Raw genomic sequence first — 18,920 nt, 5'->3', positions numbered from 1 at the left:
CGCTATGAGCACTACAAACTCAACAAGGAAATAGATCGTGGATAACACCAACAATCAAACCATGACAAAGCCTTCCCATTACGATGGCGATTTATGGAATGAAGATTTAGCGCCAACCAACCCTCAAACCAGAACGTGGGTATGGAAAGACTATGCGGCATTGTGGGTTGCCATGGTGGTGTGTGTACCCACCTATCTTTTGTCAGCAGGTTTGGTATCTGAAGGTATGAACTGGTATCAAGCAGTTATCACCGTGTTGTTGGGCAACATTATCGTGCTTGTACCTATGATGTTAATAGGCCATGCGGGCGCCAAATACGGCTTACCTTTTCCTGTTTTGTTACGTAGCGCATTTGGCACCAAAGGCGCGAAGATTCCTGCTCTGGCCCGTGGGCTTGTTGCATGTGGGTGGTTTGGAATTAACACATGGGTAGGCGGCAGTGCTATTTACGTTATTTTAAATAGCGTGAGCGGCGACGCATTTGTGGGGCAGGCACTACCATTTTTAGGTATCGATATCACACAAACTCTGTGCTTCTTCGCTTTCTGGGCGATGCACTTGGTTTTTATAAAACACGGCACCGAATCTATTCGTTGGCTTGAAACTTTTGCTGCACCATTTTTGATCTTAATGGGCTTAGCGCTTCTTGGATGGGCATACGTTAATGCCGGTGGGTTTGGCGAAATGTTGTCAACGCCGTCTCAGTTTGTTGAAGGTGGAGCCAAAGAAGGGCAGTTTTGGACAGCCTTCTTTGCGGGCCTAACCTCCATGGTGGGCTTCTGGGCGACCATGGCGTTGAACATTCCCGATTTCACTCGCTTTGCTAAATCTCAGAAAGACCAAATGTTAGGCCAAGCTATTGGTTTGCCATTACCCATGGCGCTATTTGCCTTTATTGGTGTAGCGGTAACGTCGGCAACGGTCACTATTTATGGCGAGGCCATTTGGGACCCGGTTGCCCTCGCTGGCCGGATGGGAGGCATGGGGGTAGTGTTGGCGCTTGCTGCCTTAGCACTTGCTACGTTAACCACAAACTTAGCCGCTAACATGGTAGCTCCAGCCTATGGCTTTTCGAATATGGCGCCATCGAAAATAAGCTTCAAAATGGGGGGCTATATAACGGCGGGTATCGGCGTGGCTATCTTCCCTTGGAAGCTGCTTGAAACCGCGGGTGGCTATTTATTTACTTGGCTCACCGGGTATTCTGCGCTGCTTGGCCCTATTGCAGGTATTTTAATCGCCGACTATTTTATCTTAAGAAAATCGACGTTGAATATCGATGCACTGTTTCAACACTCTGGCGAATATGGTGCGAACAACGGTTGGAACATGGCGGGGGTGACAGCGCTTGTTATTGGTATTTTTCCAAATATCCCTGGTTTTCTACACGCAGCTGGTTTTGTAGAAAGCGTGCCAGCTGTTTTCGACACGCTTTACGCCTACGCATGGTTTGTAGGATTAATCATTGCCAGCATGATCTATCTACTACTCTCCAACAGAGTGCCCGTTACCATGCAGGCAAAAAGCGCCTCCTAATAATGGGGTCAGAGTACATTTCTGAGTAGCAAACTAATGGGGGGCAGAGCACATTTCCCCAAAAAGTACTCTGACCCCATTATTTTACACTGCTAATCGGTTTTGGCTTGCCATTCAGCTAATTGCTTGGCGATTTGTGTTGAAACACGTTCGTCAACTATTTCGGCGCGTCGATTCATCTCGTGGTGCCACTGGCTGTTTTGTTTAATATGTGAAGGCACTGGCGCATGTCGGTTTAACGGCCCCGGGTAATAGTATGCGTCGGCAACGTCTGAAAGCTTTTGATTTGTGCCGTCTGCAAATCGTGCTGAAACACTGGACAAGGGGGAATTTAATTCGCGCTTTTCGTTAAGCAAAACAAGCGTAGGAGAAGGAATGTCAGGTATTGTCGATGCGGCAAAGTGAGTCCATATTGTCGCAATATTTAGGTCGTTAAGCTTAGAAATAAAGGGCACAAACTCATTGAGTGCTTCACCCCGCTTTAACGATACAGGCTGCTTTAAGGTATGCATTGCGCCAAACAGAAGAATCGCTTTATCGTTTTGTTCAGCTACCTGCTTCACAGTTCTTTCATAGTTCACAATACGTGTTTTGGTGAGAGAGTGCCATTGCTCCTTGCTTAATCCTTCCCATTTAAACTGCGGCTCAGCAAGAGCTATGCACACTTTATGGTTTGATGATGCATTTAGTCGCCTTAGTGTCTGTACGAAATGTCGGTAATGCTCATATTGCCACGCCATAAAATAAATACTGTCCTGCCACAAAGGCTCTAATTCTTGCAGTGAAACCTTTGTATTGGGGTTAAGCAGGAAATCATCCAACTCAGCTTGGTAATGGCTATTACCAAACTCCGTCACAATAACATCGACACTCTCAAAGATATCACGATCAGACAGAGCGTTGATTAAGAGCTCTGTCGGTGCCGCGGAGCCATGAATATCACCAATTGCCACTATTTGGTGCTTGCTTAATAGATGCTTAAAGGTCTGATTTACCTCGTTTTTCCCAGAATTCGTGATATGAGTTGAAGACGACTTCTGCTTAGCGAGCGAAGTATAAGGCAACATCACCGAACACATAACGATGATGAAGAAGGAGTAATTAAAGAAAGAGTGGTAGCGCATTATAAATATGAAAAAGTGGTTAATTTGTAATTGATTATCATTATTATTTGATGCAAATGAAAGGGGTGGTAAACATAAAACGGACGTTTTTACGCAATTCAATTAAAATAAAGTGGCATGAAGGTCATTGGCTTTAAAAAGGTGAATGGGTTGTAAGGTCTGCTGCTTTCCCTTTATTACCGGACCAATGTCGAATTGATTCGGCTCGAGTGCATGCGTATTCTAGAAGTATTTAATGAAATAATTGCTATAGGTAATAAATGTTGTGTGTGAACTTTTAGGCATGAGTGCGAACACTCCCACTGACCTATGTTTTAGTTTTACCGGGCTGACTCGCCGCGGAGGCGAAACAGGGCCGCATAAAGACGGCTGGGGCGTTGCTTTTTACGAAGGGAAAGGCGTTCGTATGTTTCACGATCCCGAGCCTTGCGCCACGTCACCCATAGCCGACTTTGTTTCGAAGCTGCCTATAAAAAGCAAGAATGCGATTTGCCATATTCGTCAAGCCAATGTAGGCAACATCAACTTAGCCAACACGCACCCCTTCACCCGCGAACTGTGGGGGCGATATTGGGTGTTTGCGCACAATGGGCAACTCCCTAACTTCTCACGCCGAACAGGTATTTACGAAGCAGTTGGGGATACCGATAGCGAAGAGCTTTTCTGCGATATTATGAATAATGTTAGGCAAAACCTCCCCCGAGACGTTATGCCTGAGCAATTAGCCAAAACGCTAGTTTCACTAGCAAAGGAGTATGCTCAGCAAGGTGTGTTTAATTGCTTGCTAAGTAACGGCGACTGGTTATTTACCTTCTGTAGTACAAAGTTAGCAAGCATTACCCGTAGAGCACCTTTTGGCCCCGCTTGTTTAAGTGATGTAGAGGTGGAAATTGATTTTGCCGCTGAAACCACGCCAAAAGACGTAGTGAGTATTATTGCTACCGAACCGCTAACCAACGATGAACAGTGGGATATCTACGAACGGGGCGAGTGGAAGCTATGGCAGGAGGGCGAAGTCATTGCCTCGGGTAAAGTAGATGTACCTGAACACAAAAAAGAAGCCGAAATGGTAGCACCAGACCCGTCGCTTCACGACTAATCACGAATTGTGGGGTTGGAACTATGGGGTCAGAGTAACTTAAATGCCCCACTCTCAAAAAGCTCGGCGCTTAGTTGTTAAACCAGCCTAATAATGTACTCTGACCCCAATATTCAGGTTGGCTAGCTTAATAATGTACTCTGACCCCATTTTTAACCCAATACTTGGGTGATGGCTTGTTTCACTATTTGGTAGCGGGCGGGTAGGGCGCTGTGGGGTGTTTGAACACTGTATAGGGGCTCGGTTACTTCATTTTTGGCTTTGTAGACGGTAAGTTTGTCTGCAAAAGACACAAAGTCTAGCGTGCTGGTGGGCAGCACGGTGTAACCCAATCCTTCGCTTACGGGTAGCAGAATTTGCGAAAGCTGGTTGATGTAGCCAGCGTGTGGCAGCTTATTCGGATTAACGTTAGCTAACTCAGCTTCTCCACAGTCGTTAAAATAGCGCTGTAAGTAGTGCATAGCATCAGGGTGATTAATAAGCCCTAAATGGTTAATGACGGCTTTTAATGGTCTAGCACCATCAGGTTTACTCTTTGCTTTTTCAGATATGCTTGCTACTTTTGCTCCCGAACCCGAACCCGAACCCGAACCCGAACCCGAACCCGAACCCGAACCCGAACCCAGCGCATCTTCAGATAACCCAGAGAGCTGCTTAGCAAGCGCATCAGGTAGGCGACGCGGTAGAATAAGCCCCAACGCTTCTTCGCCTAAGTACTCGCTATGAATATCTTTACTCTCTGGTTGGTTTGTCACAATGCCAAGCTCAAGCGTATTGTTCGCAATGCCTGACAAAATTGTGCGTCGAGGCGCGACCTCCACGTGAATACTAAGTGCGCGATACTGTTTTTGCAGCGCCAGTAAGGCTGAATAAATACGCTGAGCAATCGCACCTGAGCAGGCCACTACGCACTTACCCTCAAAAGGGGCGTCAAACTTTAAACTGGCAATAAAATCTTGCTCTTTTTCCTGCTGATCCTTGGCATAGTGGTACACTCGCTGGCCCTGTTCAGTGAGCTGAATCCCTTTGCCTAAGCGGACGACTAGTTCACACTGACATGCCTCTTCCAGTTTCTTAAGGTGCTGACTCACGCCCGGCTGCGTCATAAACCGTTGCTCTGCGGTGCGCGTAAAGTTCCCTGTTTCTATTAAAGTGATGAAGGTGTCTAGCCAAATAGGGTTAATCATCGATGTATAATTTAAAATTATCAAATTTAGAAAATATCATAATTTCATGTTTGATATTTGTCTAGCTACTATGTATGCATGTTCACTTAAGCGGTGTTCGAGTTTGCCTTCTTGTGAGGGGCTTTGTAATTACTTTTAAATCAAACGTGTTCTTGAGCCTGTATTGGACCTGCGTTGATCTTGAATTGGGTTTGCATTGATCTGGGCACCGACACAGCCTACAAGGCGACCGCTTAAGCCATTTTGACAACTTGCGCTACATAGGAGTAAGTGATGACTGAAGCAGTAAAAACACCGTATCCACGTACGTTTTCTCACATTGGTATTTCTGTACCTGACTTAGAAGCCGCCGTGAAATTTTATACCGAAGTACTTGGCTGGTATCTCATCATGAAGCCAACCGAGATAGTTGAAGATGACTCGGCGATTGGTGAAATGTGTACCGATGTATTTGGTCCAGGTTGGGGGAAATTCCGCATTGCTCACCTTTCAACAGGTGATCGTGTAGGCGTTGAAATTTTCGAGTTCAGCAACCAAGAGAACCCAGAAAACAACTTTGAATATTGGAAAACCGGTATCTTCCATTTCTGTGTTCAAGACCCCGATGTTGAAGGCTTGGCTGAAAAGATTGTCGCTGCTGGTGGTAAAAAGCGAATGAAGGCGCCGCGTTATTACTATCCGGGTGAAAAGCCTTACCGCATGATTTACATGGAAGACCCGTTTGGCAACATCCTTGAAATTTATAGCCACAGCTATGAATTGCATTATGCTAGCGGTGCATACGAATAAGCATCAGTTGGTGAGGTTTGCTGCATATCGCTACAAGCTTGTATGTCGCAGGCGTTAAAAAGCTAAAAGGCGAGGGCGTTAATAGCAATTAAACGTACCTTGCCTTTTTATTTGCTATTAGGCTAACCAAACCTGCCAGACACATAAGGATTCGTGGCCTTTTCGGTCGCAACCGTTGTGGTTGGCCCGTGACCCGGGTAAATCGTCATATCATCCGGCAGCACCATAATTTTCTGTTTAATCGAGTCGATTAATTGCTGATGATTACCTTGTGGGAAATCAGTTCTGCCAATAGAGCCTGCGAAAATGACATCCCCCACAATAACGCGATTGCTTGAGCGTTCTACCAACACCACATGACCAGGTGTATGACCCGGGCAATGCAGCACTTCTAGCGTTAAGTTGCCCACGGAAATGGTGTCGTTGTCGTTTAACCACTCATTGGGAGCAAAAGGCTGGGCGGGTGGAAAGCCAAACATCTGGCTTTGCTGCATAAGTGCATCTAACCAGAATTTATCGCCAATATGAGGCCCAACAATAGGGACACCGTAATGTTCTGCGATGGCGACAGTGCCACCCACATGATCTAAGTGCCCATGAGTGAGAATAATTTTTTCTATACTCACGCCTTTATTCGATGCAGCTTCAATCAACTTTTCAATGTCGCCGCCAGGGTCTACAAACGCGCCTTTGTTAGTGGATGAGTCCCAAATTAATGAACAGTTTTGGGCAAAGGGCGTAACGGGTATAACTTGAATTTCCACGGTTTAACCTTTTAATGCTTTGTTGCTTGGAGCGAAATAAAAAAATAAAGCAGTGCGCCAACCACTAATTCACCCAGTAAAAATAGCCACGCGTTGGTTGACGACTGCGCAATAGACCATGCGCAAACCGCTAGTGCGACAAAGGGTATCAGACGTCGAAACAGGTTTACAGGGCTGGCGAGTGCTCCTGCAGAACCTTTAAAATAAGCGTCTTTCTCAGAAGTTTCTTGCTGCATGCTGCTTTGTGAAGAAGCGCTCTGCGAGGAAGCCGTCTTGAAAGACCCCCCCTGCGCTTTTATCAACACCACTACACACACGGCATACACCACAAGCCGGGCAAGCACGCTTGAAATAGCCAGCCACACAAAACTACCGCTAAGCGCCATAGTTCCTGCAAATAATCCCAGTATTGATATGGAAACTGCTGGGGTAGCAAAGGACGCATGAATCTCGCCTAACTTCTGTCCAAGTTTACCTGGAATGAGTGATTGCTGCGCCATAGAGAACGTCAGTCGAGACGTAGATATCATATTCGCCAATAAGTTACCGGCAACCGACACCACGGCGGTTAGCGTCATTACCAACGCCCCGGCTTCACCAAATATCATATTGGCGAGCGCAATAAGCGGTGCGCTATCTGGCTTTGCAGGCCCTACGGTGTGCCAATAAAGCCACTGCACGCAAAAGTAAAATATGGCAATACCTGAAACCGTCAGCATTAATGCACGAGGTATGGTCTTTTTAGGCGAGCTGGTCTCGCCACTCGTTACCACTACCGTTTCAAAACCAATAAAGGCATAAAGCGTAAGTAGGGCACCGGCAGAAATGGTGTCAAATGCAGGCACAACGGCTGCCGAAGAACTTGTTAGCGTATTAGAAAAGTCGAGCTGCCAGTAGCCAACTGCAATAAGCGTCACAAAGGGCAGCAGTTTTAGCACCGAGATAGTATCAAGTGAACGCATGGCGGCCCTAAGGCCAACAATATTTACTACAATTAATGCAGTGGTAAGCGCGATAATAGCGAATGACTTTCCTATTCCTTCATTAAGTTCAGGCCAAACATAACCAGCGTATAGCAATAAAACGTGCATGTTAGCAGCAATCGCGGTTGCGCGAGCCAGGTAGTAAATAAAGCCAGTTTGATACGCCGCTGCGTCGCCAAATCCTTTTTGGGCGTACACCACGGGCCCACCGGTTTCTTGGTGCAGCGCCGCTAGCTGCCCAAAACACCACACAATGGCCAACATGAGTGCGCCAAAAATCAAAAAGATGTAAGGGCTGAAAGCGCCGAGCTCAGCGGCCATTTTAGCGGGCAGAGCAAAAATGCCCGCTCCAATAAGGCCATTTAACACCAAAAGGGCAGCGCCAATGCCGCCAATCCCTTTGGTTAACAGGCTTTTGTTTTCGCTACTCATTTAGAAAAAACTTCTTCTCCCGCCACATAAGTTGCGTGTACTTCGGTTTTCCAAATGTCTTTGGCATCAATGGTAAAAATATCTTGGTCGACCAAGATAAAGTCTGCCCATTTTCCTGGCGTTAGTGTGCCCAAGGTATCTTCCATGTGCCCTGCGTAGGCTGCATCAAACGTAAACCCTTTAAAAGCTTGTTCTATGGTTAACGCTTCGTGTGCATACCAGCCTTTCACGGGCTGATTGTTTCTGTCTTGTCGTGTAACAGCAGCGTGAAGACCGTAAAATGGGTTAGCAAGCTCAACAGGGAAATCAGAGCCTAAAGGCAGCGCAATGCCTGAATTAAGTAGCGTTTTCCATGCGTAAGCGCCTTTCATACGATCTTTGCCTAGGCGATCTTCCGCCATGTTTTTATCGCTGGTGGCATGAGTTGGCTGCATGGAAGGTAACACCTTTAGCGAAGCAAAACGAGCTAGGTCATGAGGCGCAATGACCTGTGCATGCTCAATGCGGTTGCGCAGTTCGCTGCCACCAATACTTTTAAACGTGGTTTCAAACTCGTTCAGTGCAACATGGTTAGCTTTATCACCAATGGCATGGTAGTTAAGCTGGAAGCCCGCACCAATTACCGTAGTAAACAGTTGGGTCATATCTTCTGGTTGCGTTAGCAGCAAGCCATGTTGATGCGGCGCATCTGAATAAGGTTCAAGCAGTGCAGCGCCTCGGCTACCTAGTGCGCCATCGCCATAGGCTTTTACTGAACGAATATATAAAAAGTCGTCTTTATCGCGAATAGTGCCATTGCCTAGCATGGTGCTGAGGTCAGGATCAGTCGCACTCACCATGGCATAAATACGCACAGGCAAGTCACCTTCTACCGCTTCTTTTAAATAGAAATCATAAACGTCTCTGTCTATGCCTGCATCGTGCATCGATGTAACGCCATTTGCTAGTAAGTGCTCACCCGCGGCATGTAATTGTTGTTCGTAGATAGCGCTACTTGCTTTGGGAAAATACGCTTCTATTAATTGCGATGCATTATCAATGAAAACACCAGTAGGATTACCGTTTGCGTCTTTAATGATTTCCCCCCCTTTAGGTGATGGTGTGTCTTTAGTTATACCCGCAATTTCCATCGCTTTACTGTTCACCCAGGTAGCGTGGCTGTCTACGCGTGCCAATGCAACAGGTCGGTCAGAAATTACTTTATCTAGGTCAGCCGCTGTTGGAAAGGCCCTGTCAGACCACAATTCCTGGTTCCAACCGCGCCCGGTAATCCATGCTTGTTGTCCATTTGCAAAGGCGTATTCAGCAACTGTCTTGGCCGCGTCTTGCGCACTGCTACTTTCTCGTAAATCGACTTCTAGCAAGTTTGCGCCTAAGCCAAGCAAATGCCCGTGGGCGTCGATAAGTCCGGGTAGCATAACTTTGCCTTTGCCATTAATAGTGCTATCGACAGGCGTGTTGACCTTGTCGATATCTAGTGCAACCACTTTGCCTTCATCAATGACAAGGTTTTTAAACGTAATGAGTTTGCCACTTTCGTTTAACGTATAGCCCTTTACGTTCTCGACAAGCGTTGCAGCATCTACCGTAAGCGCGATGGTCATAGCACCTAACGTTGCCGCCTTTATAAACGTTGCGGTTAGCAATTTTGAAAGTGAGTGCTTTTTAAAAGTCAGTGCCGACAATGTAGAATTCATAGTGAGTTTCTGCCTTTTTTATTTCTGTTTTATTGTTTGTTTTTGAGTCTTTTACACTGAGTTGTCCGAACTGCTCGAGTTTCCATAGCTATGCGCTACCACAACGCTATGCCTCAACACTTTCGATATCTTTTAAATCGTCTTCGCTATCAAACTCGAGGACGGGGGGCTGTAACAAAAAGTCTCTTTCCCAAATCTTAACCATACTCGACTGGCTGATATTGCCACCACTCAATATAACAAGAGCGGTTTGCCCTGGTGGGGTGTTGGCAGCCCAAGCCGCTACTGCAGCCATGGTCATCGCACACGTTGGCTCAATGTGAAGCTTTAATAAATGATGGAGCCATTGCGTCCAATAAGCAATTTGCAGCTCGTCCACTTCGTAGAAATCGTCTATTTCTTGCAGTATAGGAAACGTTAAATCGCCAACAGAAGGCGTGGCAGCACCGTCTGCTAAAGTATTTGGCGTGTGCGCTAAAGCGATAATTTCCCCAGCTTGCAGCGACATAGACGCATCATTCGCTTCGGCAGGTTCAGCGCCAATCACCAGTGCGTTTGGCTGTAGTGCGCGAGTTGCCAGCAATGCGCCCGACAATAGACCACCACCACCGCATGGTGCGAAGACAGCATCTACTTCACCAATTTCGTTAAGCGCCTCTAGCGTTGCAGTGCCTTGTCCAGCCACAATATCTTTGTGGTTAAACGGCGGTATCCAAACCGTATCTGGCGCTTTTGATGCTTGTTCGACTGCGGCGTCTGCTTCTGGACGAGTAGGGAACAGTTTTAATTCAGCGCCATAGCTTTGCGTAGCGGCAGCTTTAATTGGCGAAATGGTTTCGCTTGCGAATATAGTGGCTTTAATACCAAAATGAGCCGCTGCATAGGCTACCGCCTGAGCATGATTTCCTGAGCTATTGGCAACCACATGTTTCGGTAAACGACCTTCCTCTTGCAAGCGGGCCAAAAAATTCATAGCGCCGCGAATTTTGAATGCCCCAATGGTCTGAAAGCATTCTGCTTTAAACAAAATACGGTTGCCCATCCATTTGTTAAGTAATGAAGATTCTACAATTGGCGTTGTTTTTACAACGCCTTTTATACGTTCATAGGCTTGTTTTATATCTACGATATTTGGGGAAATACTCATTAAGGAACGCTCTTTAAATTTTGGTTTTTTAATGGGTTAGCGCCGACAAGGGCTTTTACGCACTAAAAGGAAATCGGAAGCCTTACAGTGCCAGATACTATTCGATTACACCAGAGCCTATACCACCAAGTGCATAAGACAATTCATATTTGTTTAATAATTCTACTTTAGTATACAGGCGCTGGTTACCGGAGACAGGCACATGTTAAGCAAATTCAATCATCGTATTTACGCCTTACCTACGGTATTGTTTCTTTTTCTCACCTTTTTATTTGTTTCTGCTGGTGTTTTTATTCAAAACGATGAACGCGCAGCACGTATTTCTAAAGCTCAATCGGTTGCCGAGCAGGTAAAAATTAGTTTAGAAGTCTTTTCAAGCGAACGCATTCAGGCACTACACAATCTTATGCAAAATTGGCCCACCTTTGAGCCAAACCAAGTAGACTGGTTTAATGCGCAAGCTTTGTCGTTAATGGGGATGCAGCGAGGTTTTTCATCGCTGGTGTTTGTTGACGCTAACGGTGAAATAGCGTGGGTGGCAACGCCATCTTCCGGTATAAAAACCCGCATAAATAACAGTCTGATTGGCAAACCAATGGAAGCACTGGGTTTAAATATATCGCGTTTATCCGAGGATTTGGAAAGTACGCTATTGTATTCCGATGCCGCTCAACACCACTTTATTGTTGTGGGTAGGGCCATAAGCCCTCAAGAACCTGAGCATGGATTCTTGGTGGCTGGATTCGATGTACATACTATCCTAACTGTGATGTTGGGCGAGTTAGTAGGCCCGCAGTTTAATTTTAAGCTTAAAGCCGACAGTCAAACGCTTTTTCAAAGTGGTGAGTTAATCAATGACGGCACCATTGTATCGCTTGTGCCGTTTACCTTTCTAGAACGGGGTTTCCTCTTATCCATGCAGTCTCGACAAAGTCCGTATAATGCAGGCTTGTTGATCACCGTAATTGGGTTGTTGATGTCTGCTCTCGTGAGCTATGTGTTGCATAAGCAGCTTAAAGGGGCGCTTAATTTATCAGTAAGTCAGCAGCGTTACCTTACGGCTAGCGAAGCATCGCTTGATGCGCTGCTTATTTATCAGCCAACAGGCGATGATTTCTCGCTGGTGGAAGCAAATTCATACAGCCGCTATTTGTTTCGCGGGGCATGTGATGTTTTGCGGTCTATGAGCTTAGCCGAGCAAACACGTTATTTAGAATTAACCAGTGAATTTGAAAATGCCAAAAACGTAGCTGAACTTGGAGTGCCTTATGAAGCCCATCTTGCCGTTCATAGCGACAAGATTGCGCCACAATGGTTAAAAGTTCAGGTGGTAAAAGCTGGCGATAACATTGCGGTAACCGTAAGAGACGTTACAGAACGTTTTCGTGCTCAACACGATCTAAAGCGTAGTGAAGAAAAGTACCGTCGGTTAGTTGACGGTATGCACCGTCATTTTGTTTACGCCAAGACCGTTGAACACAGCTTTATGTATGTGAGCGCCGGTATTGAAAAAATCTTGGGGTTTACTGCTGAAGACTTTTGTGCGAACGAGTCCAAATATGTTCGCCAAGTACCCGACGAAACCTTTGAAATACGTCAAACTATTGCCCGTGGTGAAAAACCTGAGCCATATATCGTGCATTATCAAGGCAAAATAGGCGAGCCGATTGCGATTGAATTCTCGGACACTCCAATAATTGATGAGGAAGGGTTACTGATTGCCGTTGAAGGGATTGCGCGTGATGTAACGAAAGAGCTTGCACTGCAAGAAGAAGTTTACTTTCAAGCCAACCACGATCAGCTAACAGGGCTGTTCAATCGTTATGCGTTTAACGAAAAGCTGCGAGAGATTCTTGATGACATGCGCAAAGAGGTCAATCAGCGCGACGAAGACGACGGGGTAAACCAAGTCGGATTTGGAAACGTGGCGAATATTAATTTGTCCCGAGCTTGTTACAGGCAAAGTGTGATGTGCTTTATTGATATGGATCGCTTCAAATTAGTCAACGATAGCTGTGGTCATCCAGCTGGAGATAAGCTGCTTAAAGAAATCTCCACCATATTTAGGCAATACGTAAATGGACAAGACTTGCTCGCCCGGATAGGGGGAGACGAGTTCTGCATTATATTTCGCCATCAAAGTTTGGATGATGTGACAAGGCGCCTAGACAAACTATTATTGGCCATTTCAAATTACCGTTTCGTCTATGACGACAAGTTGTTCTTTGTGGGCGCAAGCATTGGCGTTATCGAAATTAACGAGAATACACAAAGTGCAGAAGCATTGATCAAAGCTGCTGACAATGCGTGTTACAAGGCCAAACATCTTGGCAGAAACCGTTATTTTGTGTTTCGTGATAACGACTCGCAAATGGCCATTGAGGACAGTGAAAACCAAGTATTACATGCCTTGCATCATGCATTACAAAACGACGGTTTTGAATTGTATAGCCAAGCTATCATGCCGCTTAACGCTTCTGGCGGCCAGAAGACGTTTCAGTTACAGCACTACGAGATTCTCCTGCGCCTTAGCGCAAAAGAAAGCGGCCTTATAAGCCCAGGACTCTTTATTCCGCTGGCAGAACGTCACGGTTTAATGAATAAAGTCGATATGTGGGTGGTGGAAAACACCCTTAAAACCCTCGAAAGTCACCCCGGTCATATCGATAACGTAGGTAAAGTCGCTATTAACTTATCAGGTATAACATTGGGTGATGAAATGGCGCTGCACAATATTACAAAGCGTATGCAAAGTACCTCGATACCAGCTGAGAAAATTTGTTTTGAGATTACAGAAACGACAGCCGTGACTAACTTAAGCGCCGCGAAGCACTTTATTTCTACCCTGCGTGATTTAGGCTGCAGTTTTGCTTTAGATGACTTTGGGGCAGGTATGTCTTCGTTCACCTACCTCAAACACCTTGATGTTGATTACGTTAAGATCGACGGCTCTTTTGTGCGAAATATCGTTCACGATCCTATTGATCATGCTACAGTAACAGCGATAAATAATATTGCGCACAGCATGGGTAAACAGACCGTAGCCGAGTTTGTTGTCGACAACGCGACCGCTGAAGTTTTAAAAGAACTTAACGTTGATTTCGGTCAAGGCTTTGCTTTAGATAAACCCAAGCCGCTGGCGCATAGAGTTCAATGGCGAGCCAAACTTGCCTCTGCCTAAAAGGAAATGTAATGGGTTTATTCGATACCATCATGGGAAATGCTAGCGAGACGAGCGCTTCAGACGTACAAGAAGAGCTTATGCCTATACTCGCTGCTAATGAGAGCGTTACCGCTGCGTTTAAATTAGTGCGCGATTTAAGTGTATTTACCAACAAGCGCTTGATCCTCATCGATAAGCAAGGCCTCACTGGGCGCAAAGTGAACTATCACTCTATCCCTTACAAATCGATCACGCAGTTCATCGTAGAGACCGCAGGGCATTTTGATACTGATGCCGAGCTTAAAATTTGGTTGTCGGGTAAGGCCGATCCTATCGAGATTGAACTAAGTGCGTCGTCTGCTCAGTTAGTACAGCAAAACCTAGCAACCCAGATGTTTAATTAATTTCAGCATTTGTAAAATTTGATTAATGCTTTGGAGTAGTACGAGAAAAAAGTCGAACCACTCACAAGTGTAAAAAGCAAAAAAGCGATGCCTTCATAAGCATCGCTTTTTGCCTTTTACTACTTTCAAGGGCTTGTTGAGCCTAGAGTTACAGAAGAGAACAACAGCCCCCGGGCCCTAACCGTATTAGTCTTTCAAGTTACGGTTAAAGAAGTTAGTAATAGTTTTGTATAAATGAATGCCCGTTTGTTTGCCACGGATACTGTGCTTCTTGCCAGGGTAGTCCATGGTTTCAAACGGAATTGCCAAGTCTTGGAGGTGCTTGTAGAGCATAGTCGAGTGAGTAAACAAAACGTTGTCATCCGCCATGCCGTGGTAAATCAAAAGATCGCCTTTTAAGTCTTTTGCATATGGGAATACTGAAGACGCAGTATAAGCATCGTCATCCGTATTTGGGTTGCCCATGTAGCGTTCAGTGTAGTGGGTATCGTATAAGCGCCAGTCAGTTACCGGCGCACCTGATACACCCGCTGCGAAGTAATCGCCCGCTTTGAACATGGTCATTAGGGTCATGTAGCCGCCATAGCTGTGGCCATGAACACCAATACGCTCAGCATCAACGTAGTCAAGCGTGCGCAAGAACTCCACACCTGCTACCTGGTCGTCCACTTCGATAAATCCCATTTTTTTATAAATAGGATCTTCAAAGCCCTTTCCGCGATAGTTAGAGCCGCGGTTATCTAACGTAAATACCACATAACCTTGGTCAACCCAGTGTTGGAACAGCAAACCACGGTTACCCGCCCAGCTGTTTGTTACTACTTGTGCGTGCGGACCGCCGTAAAGATAAACAATAACAGGGTGCTTCTGCTTAGGACTTTGCTTGGCACTGTCAGGCGTGTAAATTCGATACTTAAGGGTTGCGCCGTCCTTTGTGGTGATGTCACCAAACTCAGGTGCTGTCCAGCTCTCCATGTAAGCGTGCAGAGGGTGGCCTTGTTTAACTTTGTTTTCTTCAAGCCAAGTAATTCGCTCGCCGGTGGCACTATTTAGACTCACTTGGGCGGGTGAATTGATGGTTGAGAAACGGTCGATAAAGATCGAGGCATCTTTGCTAAATGCTGCGTTGTGATACGCGCCTAATTCAGTGATACGCGAAATCTCGCCGCCATCTAAAGGCACGCTGTACACATGGCTTTCCAGTGGGGTGTCTTTGCGTCCTGAGAAATACAAACGGTTGTTCGCGGTATCAATGGCTTCAACACTGTCGACTACCCAATCACCTTTGGTTAACTGCTTAACCAACTTGCCGTTATTGTCGAAAAGGTAAAGGTGCTTAAAACCGTCGCGTTCAGATGCCCAAATAAACTGGCCCTTGTCTTTTAAGAAATAAAGGTCGTTATGCAGGTTTACCCACGTATTACTTGTTTCTGTAAGCAATACGTTTTCTTTTTTACTGTTAAGGTCGAACGCGCGAAGCTCAAGTGTTTGCTGGTCCCGTGTCTGCCATTGGTAGGTAAAGGTAGTGCTGTTTGGCATCCATTTACCGCGAGCAAAATAGATGTCTTTATCTTCACCTAAATCCACCCAAGTGCGATCGCCAGTGTTGATGTTCTGTATAGCAAGCTCTACCAATACGTTTGGGGTACCCGCTTTCGGGTATTTCTGTTCGATAAGTTTGATATCGTCAGCATAGATTTCAGAACGCGTGATCACGTCTACTGGGCTTTCATCAACCTTGGTAAAAGCAATTTTAGTCTCATCCGGCGACCACCAATACCCAGTCATGCGGCCCATTTCTTCTTGCGCCACAAATTCTGCCATACCAAATTTTATGTTGTCGCCACCTTCTTTGGTAATCGCGGTTTCCTTACCTGACTCGATATGTTTTACATAAAGGTTCTGATCGCGAATAAAGGAGATGTAGTTACCTTTTGGTGATAGTTTGATATCTGTCTCAAAAGCGTCAGTATCTAAAAGTTGCTTTGCCCCTTTTTCGCCCAGCTTGTGATAAAACACGTCGCCACCTAACGGGAAAAGCAATGCTTTGCCATCGTCTGACCACTGGTAGCTAACAATACCGCTGCCAGATAAGCGCATACGCTCTCGTCGCGCTTTTTCTTCATCAGAAAGTACTTCTTCGCCGCTTTGCAGGTCGTTTGAGTCGAACAGCATACGGGTTTGACCACTTTCAATATGGTATTCCCATAAATCTAGTCGCTCGTAGTCAGTTTGTTTACCTTTAAGAAATGTAACGCGTTGACCGTCAGGTGATACTTTTAACGAACGGGGTGCGTTGCCATCTAGTGAGGGAGAAGAGAAAATACGCTCAATTGTGAGCGTTTCAGCGTTTAAAGCAGTAGAGAGCATAGCGGCTCCAATTAAAAGGGCTTTTTTCATTTTTATCTGCATATTTGACTGTCGAAGGTTTGATTGTAGTTATACCAATTTATGATACAAGGTGCGACATATGAAATCCGCAATGGTGCTAGGAGCGACAGGTCTAGTGGGACGAACGCTTGTAAATATGCTGTTACAGGATAGGCGGTACAATGAGGTAATCTGCTTAGTCAGAAAGCCGCTTGCCTCCAGTATGTTTAACGACCCTCACAATCGTCTAATGCCCGTGGTTATCGACTTCGACAATCTACAGGACTATCAAGGCTACTTTAGTGTAAACCATGTTTATTGCTGCCTGGGCACAACGCTCAAAAAAGCAGGCACTAAACAAGCGTTTCGCCGTGTTGATTTCGAGTATGTTCATGTTGCCGCGCAGCTAACCCGTGCTCAACGTGCAGACAGCTTTGTATGGATATCATCGGTAGGCGCTGATGCTAAAAGCAGTAACTTTTATTTACGAGTAAAAGGTGAGCTAGAAAACGCGATTATGCGAATGCCTCAGTTGCCCCATGCCTCTGCCGTACGCCCTTCGTTATTGTTAGGCAGTCGCGACGAGTCGCGGACGCTAGAAGATATAGCGCAGAAAACCGCGCCTATTTGGCAAAGCATAATGAAAGGTCCGTTAAAGAAATACCGACCGGTTCATGCCGTTGATGTGGCCAGAAACATGATGTCGCTGCAGCGTTGGTAATTGGCGCTGGTAGTAAATGTCACAACCTTAACGTGAAGCACAACTCGACTTGATATAATATGCGTGGCTTTTAACGCAATGGGTATAACGACTTTCTTATGTTCCGCTGTAAACAATTCACTGTCGCGCAAGATCAATGTGCAATGAAAGTGAACACCGACAGCCTTATTTTGGGAAGTTGGGCGCAGCTTCGCGCAGATTTGGGAGGTGCTCCGCGGATATTGGATATCGGAACCGGCAGTGGCATTTTAGCGTTAATGATGGCGCAAAAAACCGAGAGCTGTTACTCGCAAAGCGTTAATAACAGCGATAACGAAGCGCGAATCGACGCTATCGAAATCGATGAGAAAGCGGCTGGGCAGGCGGCATCAAACTTCAAGAATTCAAAGTGGGCAGAGCTGCTATATGTTCACAACTGCAATGTTACTGATTTCACCTCTCCGTACTTTTACGACTTAATAATTTCAAATCCGCCGTACTTTAACTCGCCAGCGAAGCTTTCCAATGCCTACAGCAAACAAAGCCAATCTCGCTCAATGGCAAGGCAAATGTATGAACTGGATCCAAATGCGCTTTTCCGGGCAAGCAGCAAGTTGTTAGCAGAATCTGGGCAAATGTACTGCGTGTACCCAGCGTCAATGGAGGTCGCCATTGTCGAAACGGCCGCGGTCTACGGTTTACTGCCAGAGCAAATACTTTATATAAAGCATACTGCTGAAAAAGAGCCATATTTGTGCGCGTTTCATTTCAAAAAGGCCGTAAAGAGTGCCGATGGCGAGCCAGCAGGCCTTACTGAGTATGCGGTCTATCAGTGTTCAACTACAAAAAATACGCTAACCATTAGGAAGCAAGAGGGTGATTATACAAATGAATACAAAGCCCTTTGTGAACCTTTTTATCTTAAATTCTGATGAGCTTGTATAAATGAACATAGTTGCCGAGGGCTTTGGCGCAATAGCTGTTGTATTAAATTTTATTGGGTATCGCCAAACCAATGTAGATAAATATTTGCTCATTTCTGCGTTTGCATTAAGCGCATTAAGCGTACACTTTTTTATGTTAGATGCTATGGCCGCCGGCATTGGTACACTGCTGGCCAGTGTTCGAAACTTCATAGCTATCAAACACAGAAGCAACGCCATTTTATTTTTCTTCGTTGCGGTGAATGTAGGCTTTCTCGCTTATGAATGGTTTGTACTTGAACACAGCTGGATAATTTTTATTGCCTATGCGTCGTCACTTATTTTTACAGTGGGCTCACTGGTAATTCGAGACACGCACACTATAAGAAAAGTCTTCTTACTTGCTGAAACTTTGGGGCTGCTGTATGCCATTTCTGTGGGAAGTATTTTTGGTACAGTATTCAATATTAGTAACTTGATCAGCATTGTAAGCAAGCTGCGCATGCACTAAGCCCTGTAGAAGGTTTGCAGGCCTGTATAGCGATTAAACGTCTCCAATTTAGGCCAGCAAGTTGTACCTCAAAGACCAAAAGACCCTCAT

The 18,920-nt window shown here is 45.6% G+C and carries 15 protein-coding genes; 8 read left to right on the top strand and 7 right to left on the bottom strand.

Translation table 11 applies throughout. From position 1 onward, the window contains the following. Positions 1-37 precede the first annotated feature (37 nt). A complete protein-coding gene (locus tag V7R42_RS18445; RefSeq protein WP_334021976.1) occupies positions 38-1,537 on the top strand; it encodes an NCS1 family nucleobase:cation symporter-1 in 1,500 nt (499 codons plus the stop codon). 92 nt (positions 1,538-1,629) lie between these two features. On the opposite strand, the gene V7R42_RS18440 is transcribed toward V7R42_RS18445, so the two are convergent. Continuing rightward, entirely contained in the window at positions 1,630-2,490 is an 861-nt protein-coding gene (locus tag V7R42_RS18440) for a hypothetical protein (RefSeq protein WP_334021974.1), read from the bottom strand. A gap of 436 nt (positions 2,491-2,926) precedes the next feature. Between V7R42_RS18440 and V7R42_RS18435 the strand changes: the two genes are divergently transcribed. After that, the gene (locus V7R42_RS18435) at positions 2,927-3,760 is read left to right on the top strand and encodes a class II glutamine amidotransferase (protein WP_334021971.1); all 834 of its coding nucleotides are present in this window, start codon (positions 2,927-2,929) and stop codon (positions 3,758-3,760) included. A gap of 152 nt (positions 3,761-3,912) precedes the next feature. Here the strand turns inward: V7R42_RS18435 and V7R42_RS18430 are convergent, their stop codons facing one another. Further along, complete coding sequence (locus tag V7R42_RS18430) at positions 3,913-4,947, bottom strand: LysR family transcriptional regulator (RefSeq protein ID WP_334021969.1); 1,035 nt, start codon at positions 4,945-4,947, stop codon at positions 3,913-3,915. 273 nt (positions 4,948-5,220) lie between these two features. On the opposite strand from V7R42_RS18430, the gene V7R42_RS18425 reads away from it, so the two are divergent. Next, a complete protein-coding gene (locus V7R42_RS18425; RefSeq protein WP_014950763.1) occupies positions 5,221-5,736 on the top strand; it encodes a lactoylglutathione lyase family protein in 516 nt (171 codons plus the stop codon). Positions 5,737-5,858: 122 nt separating this feature from the next. On the opposite strand, the gene V7R42_RS18420 is transcribed toward V7R42_RS18425, so the two are convergent. The 4 genes from V7R42_RS18420 to V7R42_RS18405 all read right to left on the bottom strand — a co-directional run bounded on the left by V7R42_RS18420 (position 5,859) and on the right by V7R42_RS18405 (position 10,759). Next, the gene (locus tag V7R42_RS18420) at positions 5,859-6,500 is read right to left on the bottom strand and encodes an MBL fold metallo-hydrolase (protein ID WP_334021965.1); all 642 of its coding nucleotides are present in this window, start codon (positions 6,498-6,500) and stop codon (positions 5,859-5,861) included. Between the two features lie 11 nt (positions 6,501-6,511). Continuing rightward, entirely contained in the window at positions 6,512-7,915 is a 1,404-nt protein-coding gene (locus V7R42_RS18415; RefSeq protein ID WP_334021962.1) for an APC family permease, read from the bottom strand. Beyond that, positions 7,912-9,612 (bottom strand): amidohydrolase, encoded by a 1,701-nt coding sequence (locus tag V7R42_RS18410; protein WP_334021960.1) that lies wholly within the window; start codon positions 9,610-9,612, stop codon positions 7,912-7,914. The genes V7R42_RS18415 and V7R42_RS18410 overlap by 4 nt, the downstream gene beginning before the upstream one ends. 106 nt (positions 9,613-9,718) lie before the next feature. Further along, the gene (locus V7R42_RS18405) at positions 9,719-10,759 is read right to left on the bottom strand and encodes a serine/threonine dehydratase (protein WP_334021956.1); all 1,041 of its coding nucleotides are present in this window, start codon (positions 10,757-10,759) and stop codon (positions 9,719-9,721) included. Positions 10,760-10,961: 202 nt separating this feature from the next. Between V7R42_RS18405 and V7R42_RS18400 the strand changes: the two genes are divergently transcribed. Then, positions 10,962-13,940, top strand: a complete 2,979-nt coding sequence (locus V7R42_RS18400) for a putative bifunctional diguanylate cyclase/phosphodiesterase (protein ID WP_334021954.1) — start codon at positions 10,962-10,964, stop codon at positions 13,938-13,940. A gap of 11 nt (positions 13,941-13,951) precedes the next feature. Further along, positions 13,952-14,326, top strand: coding sequence for a PH domain-containing protein (locus tag V7R42_RS18395; RefSeq protein ID WP_334021952.1), 375 nt, complete (start codon positions 13,952-13,954; stop codon positions 14,324-14,326). Positions 14,327-14,512: 186 nt separating this feature from the next. On the opposite strand, the gene V7R42_RS18390 is transcribed toward V7R42_RS18395, so the two are convergent. Next, the gene (locus V7R42_RS18390) at positions 14,513-16,726 is read right to left on the bottom strand and encodes a S9 family peptidase (RefSeq protein ID WP_334021950.1); all 2,214 of its coding nucleotides are present in this window, start codon (positions 16,724-16,726) and stop codon (positions 14,513-14,515) included. Positions 16,727-16,796: 70 nt separating this feature from the next. Here V7R42_RS18390 and V7R42_RS18385 point away from each other — a divergent pair, with 70 nt between their 5' ends. The 3 genes from V7R42_RS18385 to V7R42_RS18375 all read left to right on the top strand — a co-directional run bounded on the left by V7R42_RS18385 (position 16,797) and on the right by V7R42_RS18375 (position 18,830). Beyond that, on the top strand, positions 16,797-17,417 hold the full coding sequence (locus V7R42_RS18385) for an NAD(P)H-binding protein (RefSeq protein ID WP_334021948.1): 621 nt from the start codon (positions 16,797-16,799) through the stop codon (positions 17,415-17,417). 98 nt (positions 17,418-17,515) lie between these two features. Then, positions 17,516-18,328 (top strand): tRNA1(Val) (adenine(37)-N6)-methyltransferase, encoded by an 813-nt coding sequence (locus tag V7R42_RS18380; protein ID WP_334021947.1) that lies wholly within the window; start codon positions 17,516-17,518, stop codon positions 18,326-18,328. Between the two features lie 13 nt (positions 18,329-18,341). After that, complete coding sequence (locus tag V7R42_RS18375; protein ID WP_334021945.1) at positions 18,342-18,830, top strand: YgjV family protein; 489 nt, start codon at positions 18,342-18,344, stop codon at positions 18,828-18,830. Positions 18,831-18,920 lie beyond the last annotated feature (90 nt).

This window comes from Alteromonas sp. S015 (assembly GCF_036864485.1).
GTDB lineage: Bacteria > Pseudomonadota > Gammaproteobacteria > Enterobacterales > Alteromonadaceae > Alteromonas.
This window is presented reverse-complemented; position numbering and strand designations above follow the sequence as displayed.

Bases quoted from the DNA above. Each gene is read 5' to 3' on its own strand.
- V7R42_RS18410 (WP_334021960.1), bottom strand. From the start codon at position 9,612: ATGAATTCTACATTGTCGGCACTGACTTTTAAAAAGCACTCACTTTCA.
- V7R42_RS18415 (WP_334021962.1), bottom strand. From the start codon at position 7,915: ATGAGTAGCGAAAACAAAAGCCTGTTAACCAAAGGGATTGGCGGCATT.
- V7R42_RS18405 (WP_334021956.1), bottom strand. From the start codon at position 10,759: ATGAGTATTTCCCCAAATATCGTAGATATAAAACAAGCCTATGAACGT.
- V7R42_RS18390 (WP_334021950.1), bottom strand. From the start codon at position 16,726: ATGAAAAAAGCCCTTTTAATTGGAGCCGCTATGCTCTCTACTGCTTTA.
- V7R42_RS18380 (WP_334021947.1), top strand. From the start codon at position 17,516: ATGTTCCGCTGTAAACAATTCACTGTCGCGCAAGATCAATGTGCAATG.
- V7R42_RS18425 (WP_014950763.1), top strand. From the start codon at position 5,221: ATGACTGAAGCAGTAAAAACACCGTATCCACGTACGTTTTCTCACATT.
- V7R42_RS18385 (WP_334021948.1), top strand. From the start codon at position 16,797: ATGAAATCCGCAATGGTGCTAGGAGCGACAGGTCTAGTGGGACGAACG.
- V7R42_RS18395 (WP_334021952.1), top strand. From the start codon at position 13,952: ATGGGTTTATTCGATACCATCATGGGAAATGCTAGCGAGACGAGCGCT.
- V7R42_RS18375 (WP_334021945.1), top strand. From the start codon at position 18,342: ATGAACATAGTTGCCGAGGGCTTTGGCGCAATAGCTGTTGTATTAAAT.
- V7R42_RS18430 (WP_334021969.1), bottom strand. From the start codon at position 4,947: ATGATTAACCCTATTTGGCTAGACACCTTCATCACTTTAATAGAAACA.
- V7R42_RS18400 (WP_334021954.1), top strand. From the start codon at position 10,962: ATGTTAAGCAAATTCAATCATCGTATTTACGCCTTACCTACGGTATTG.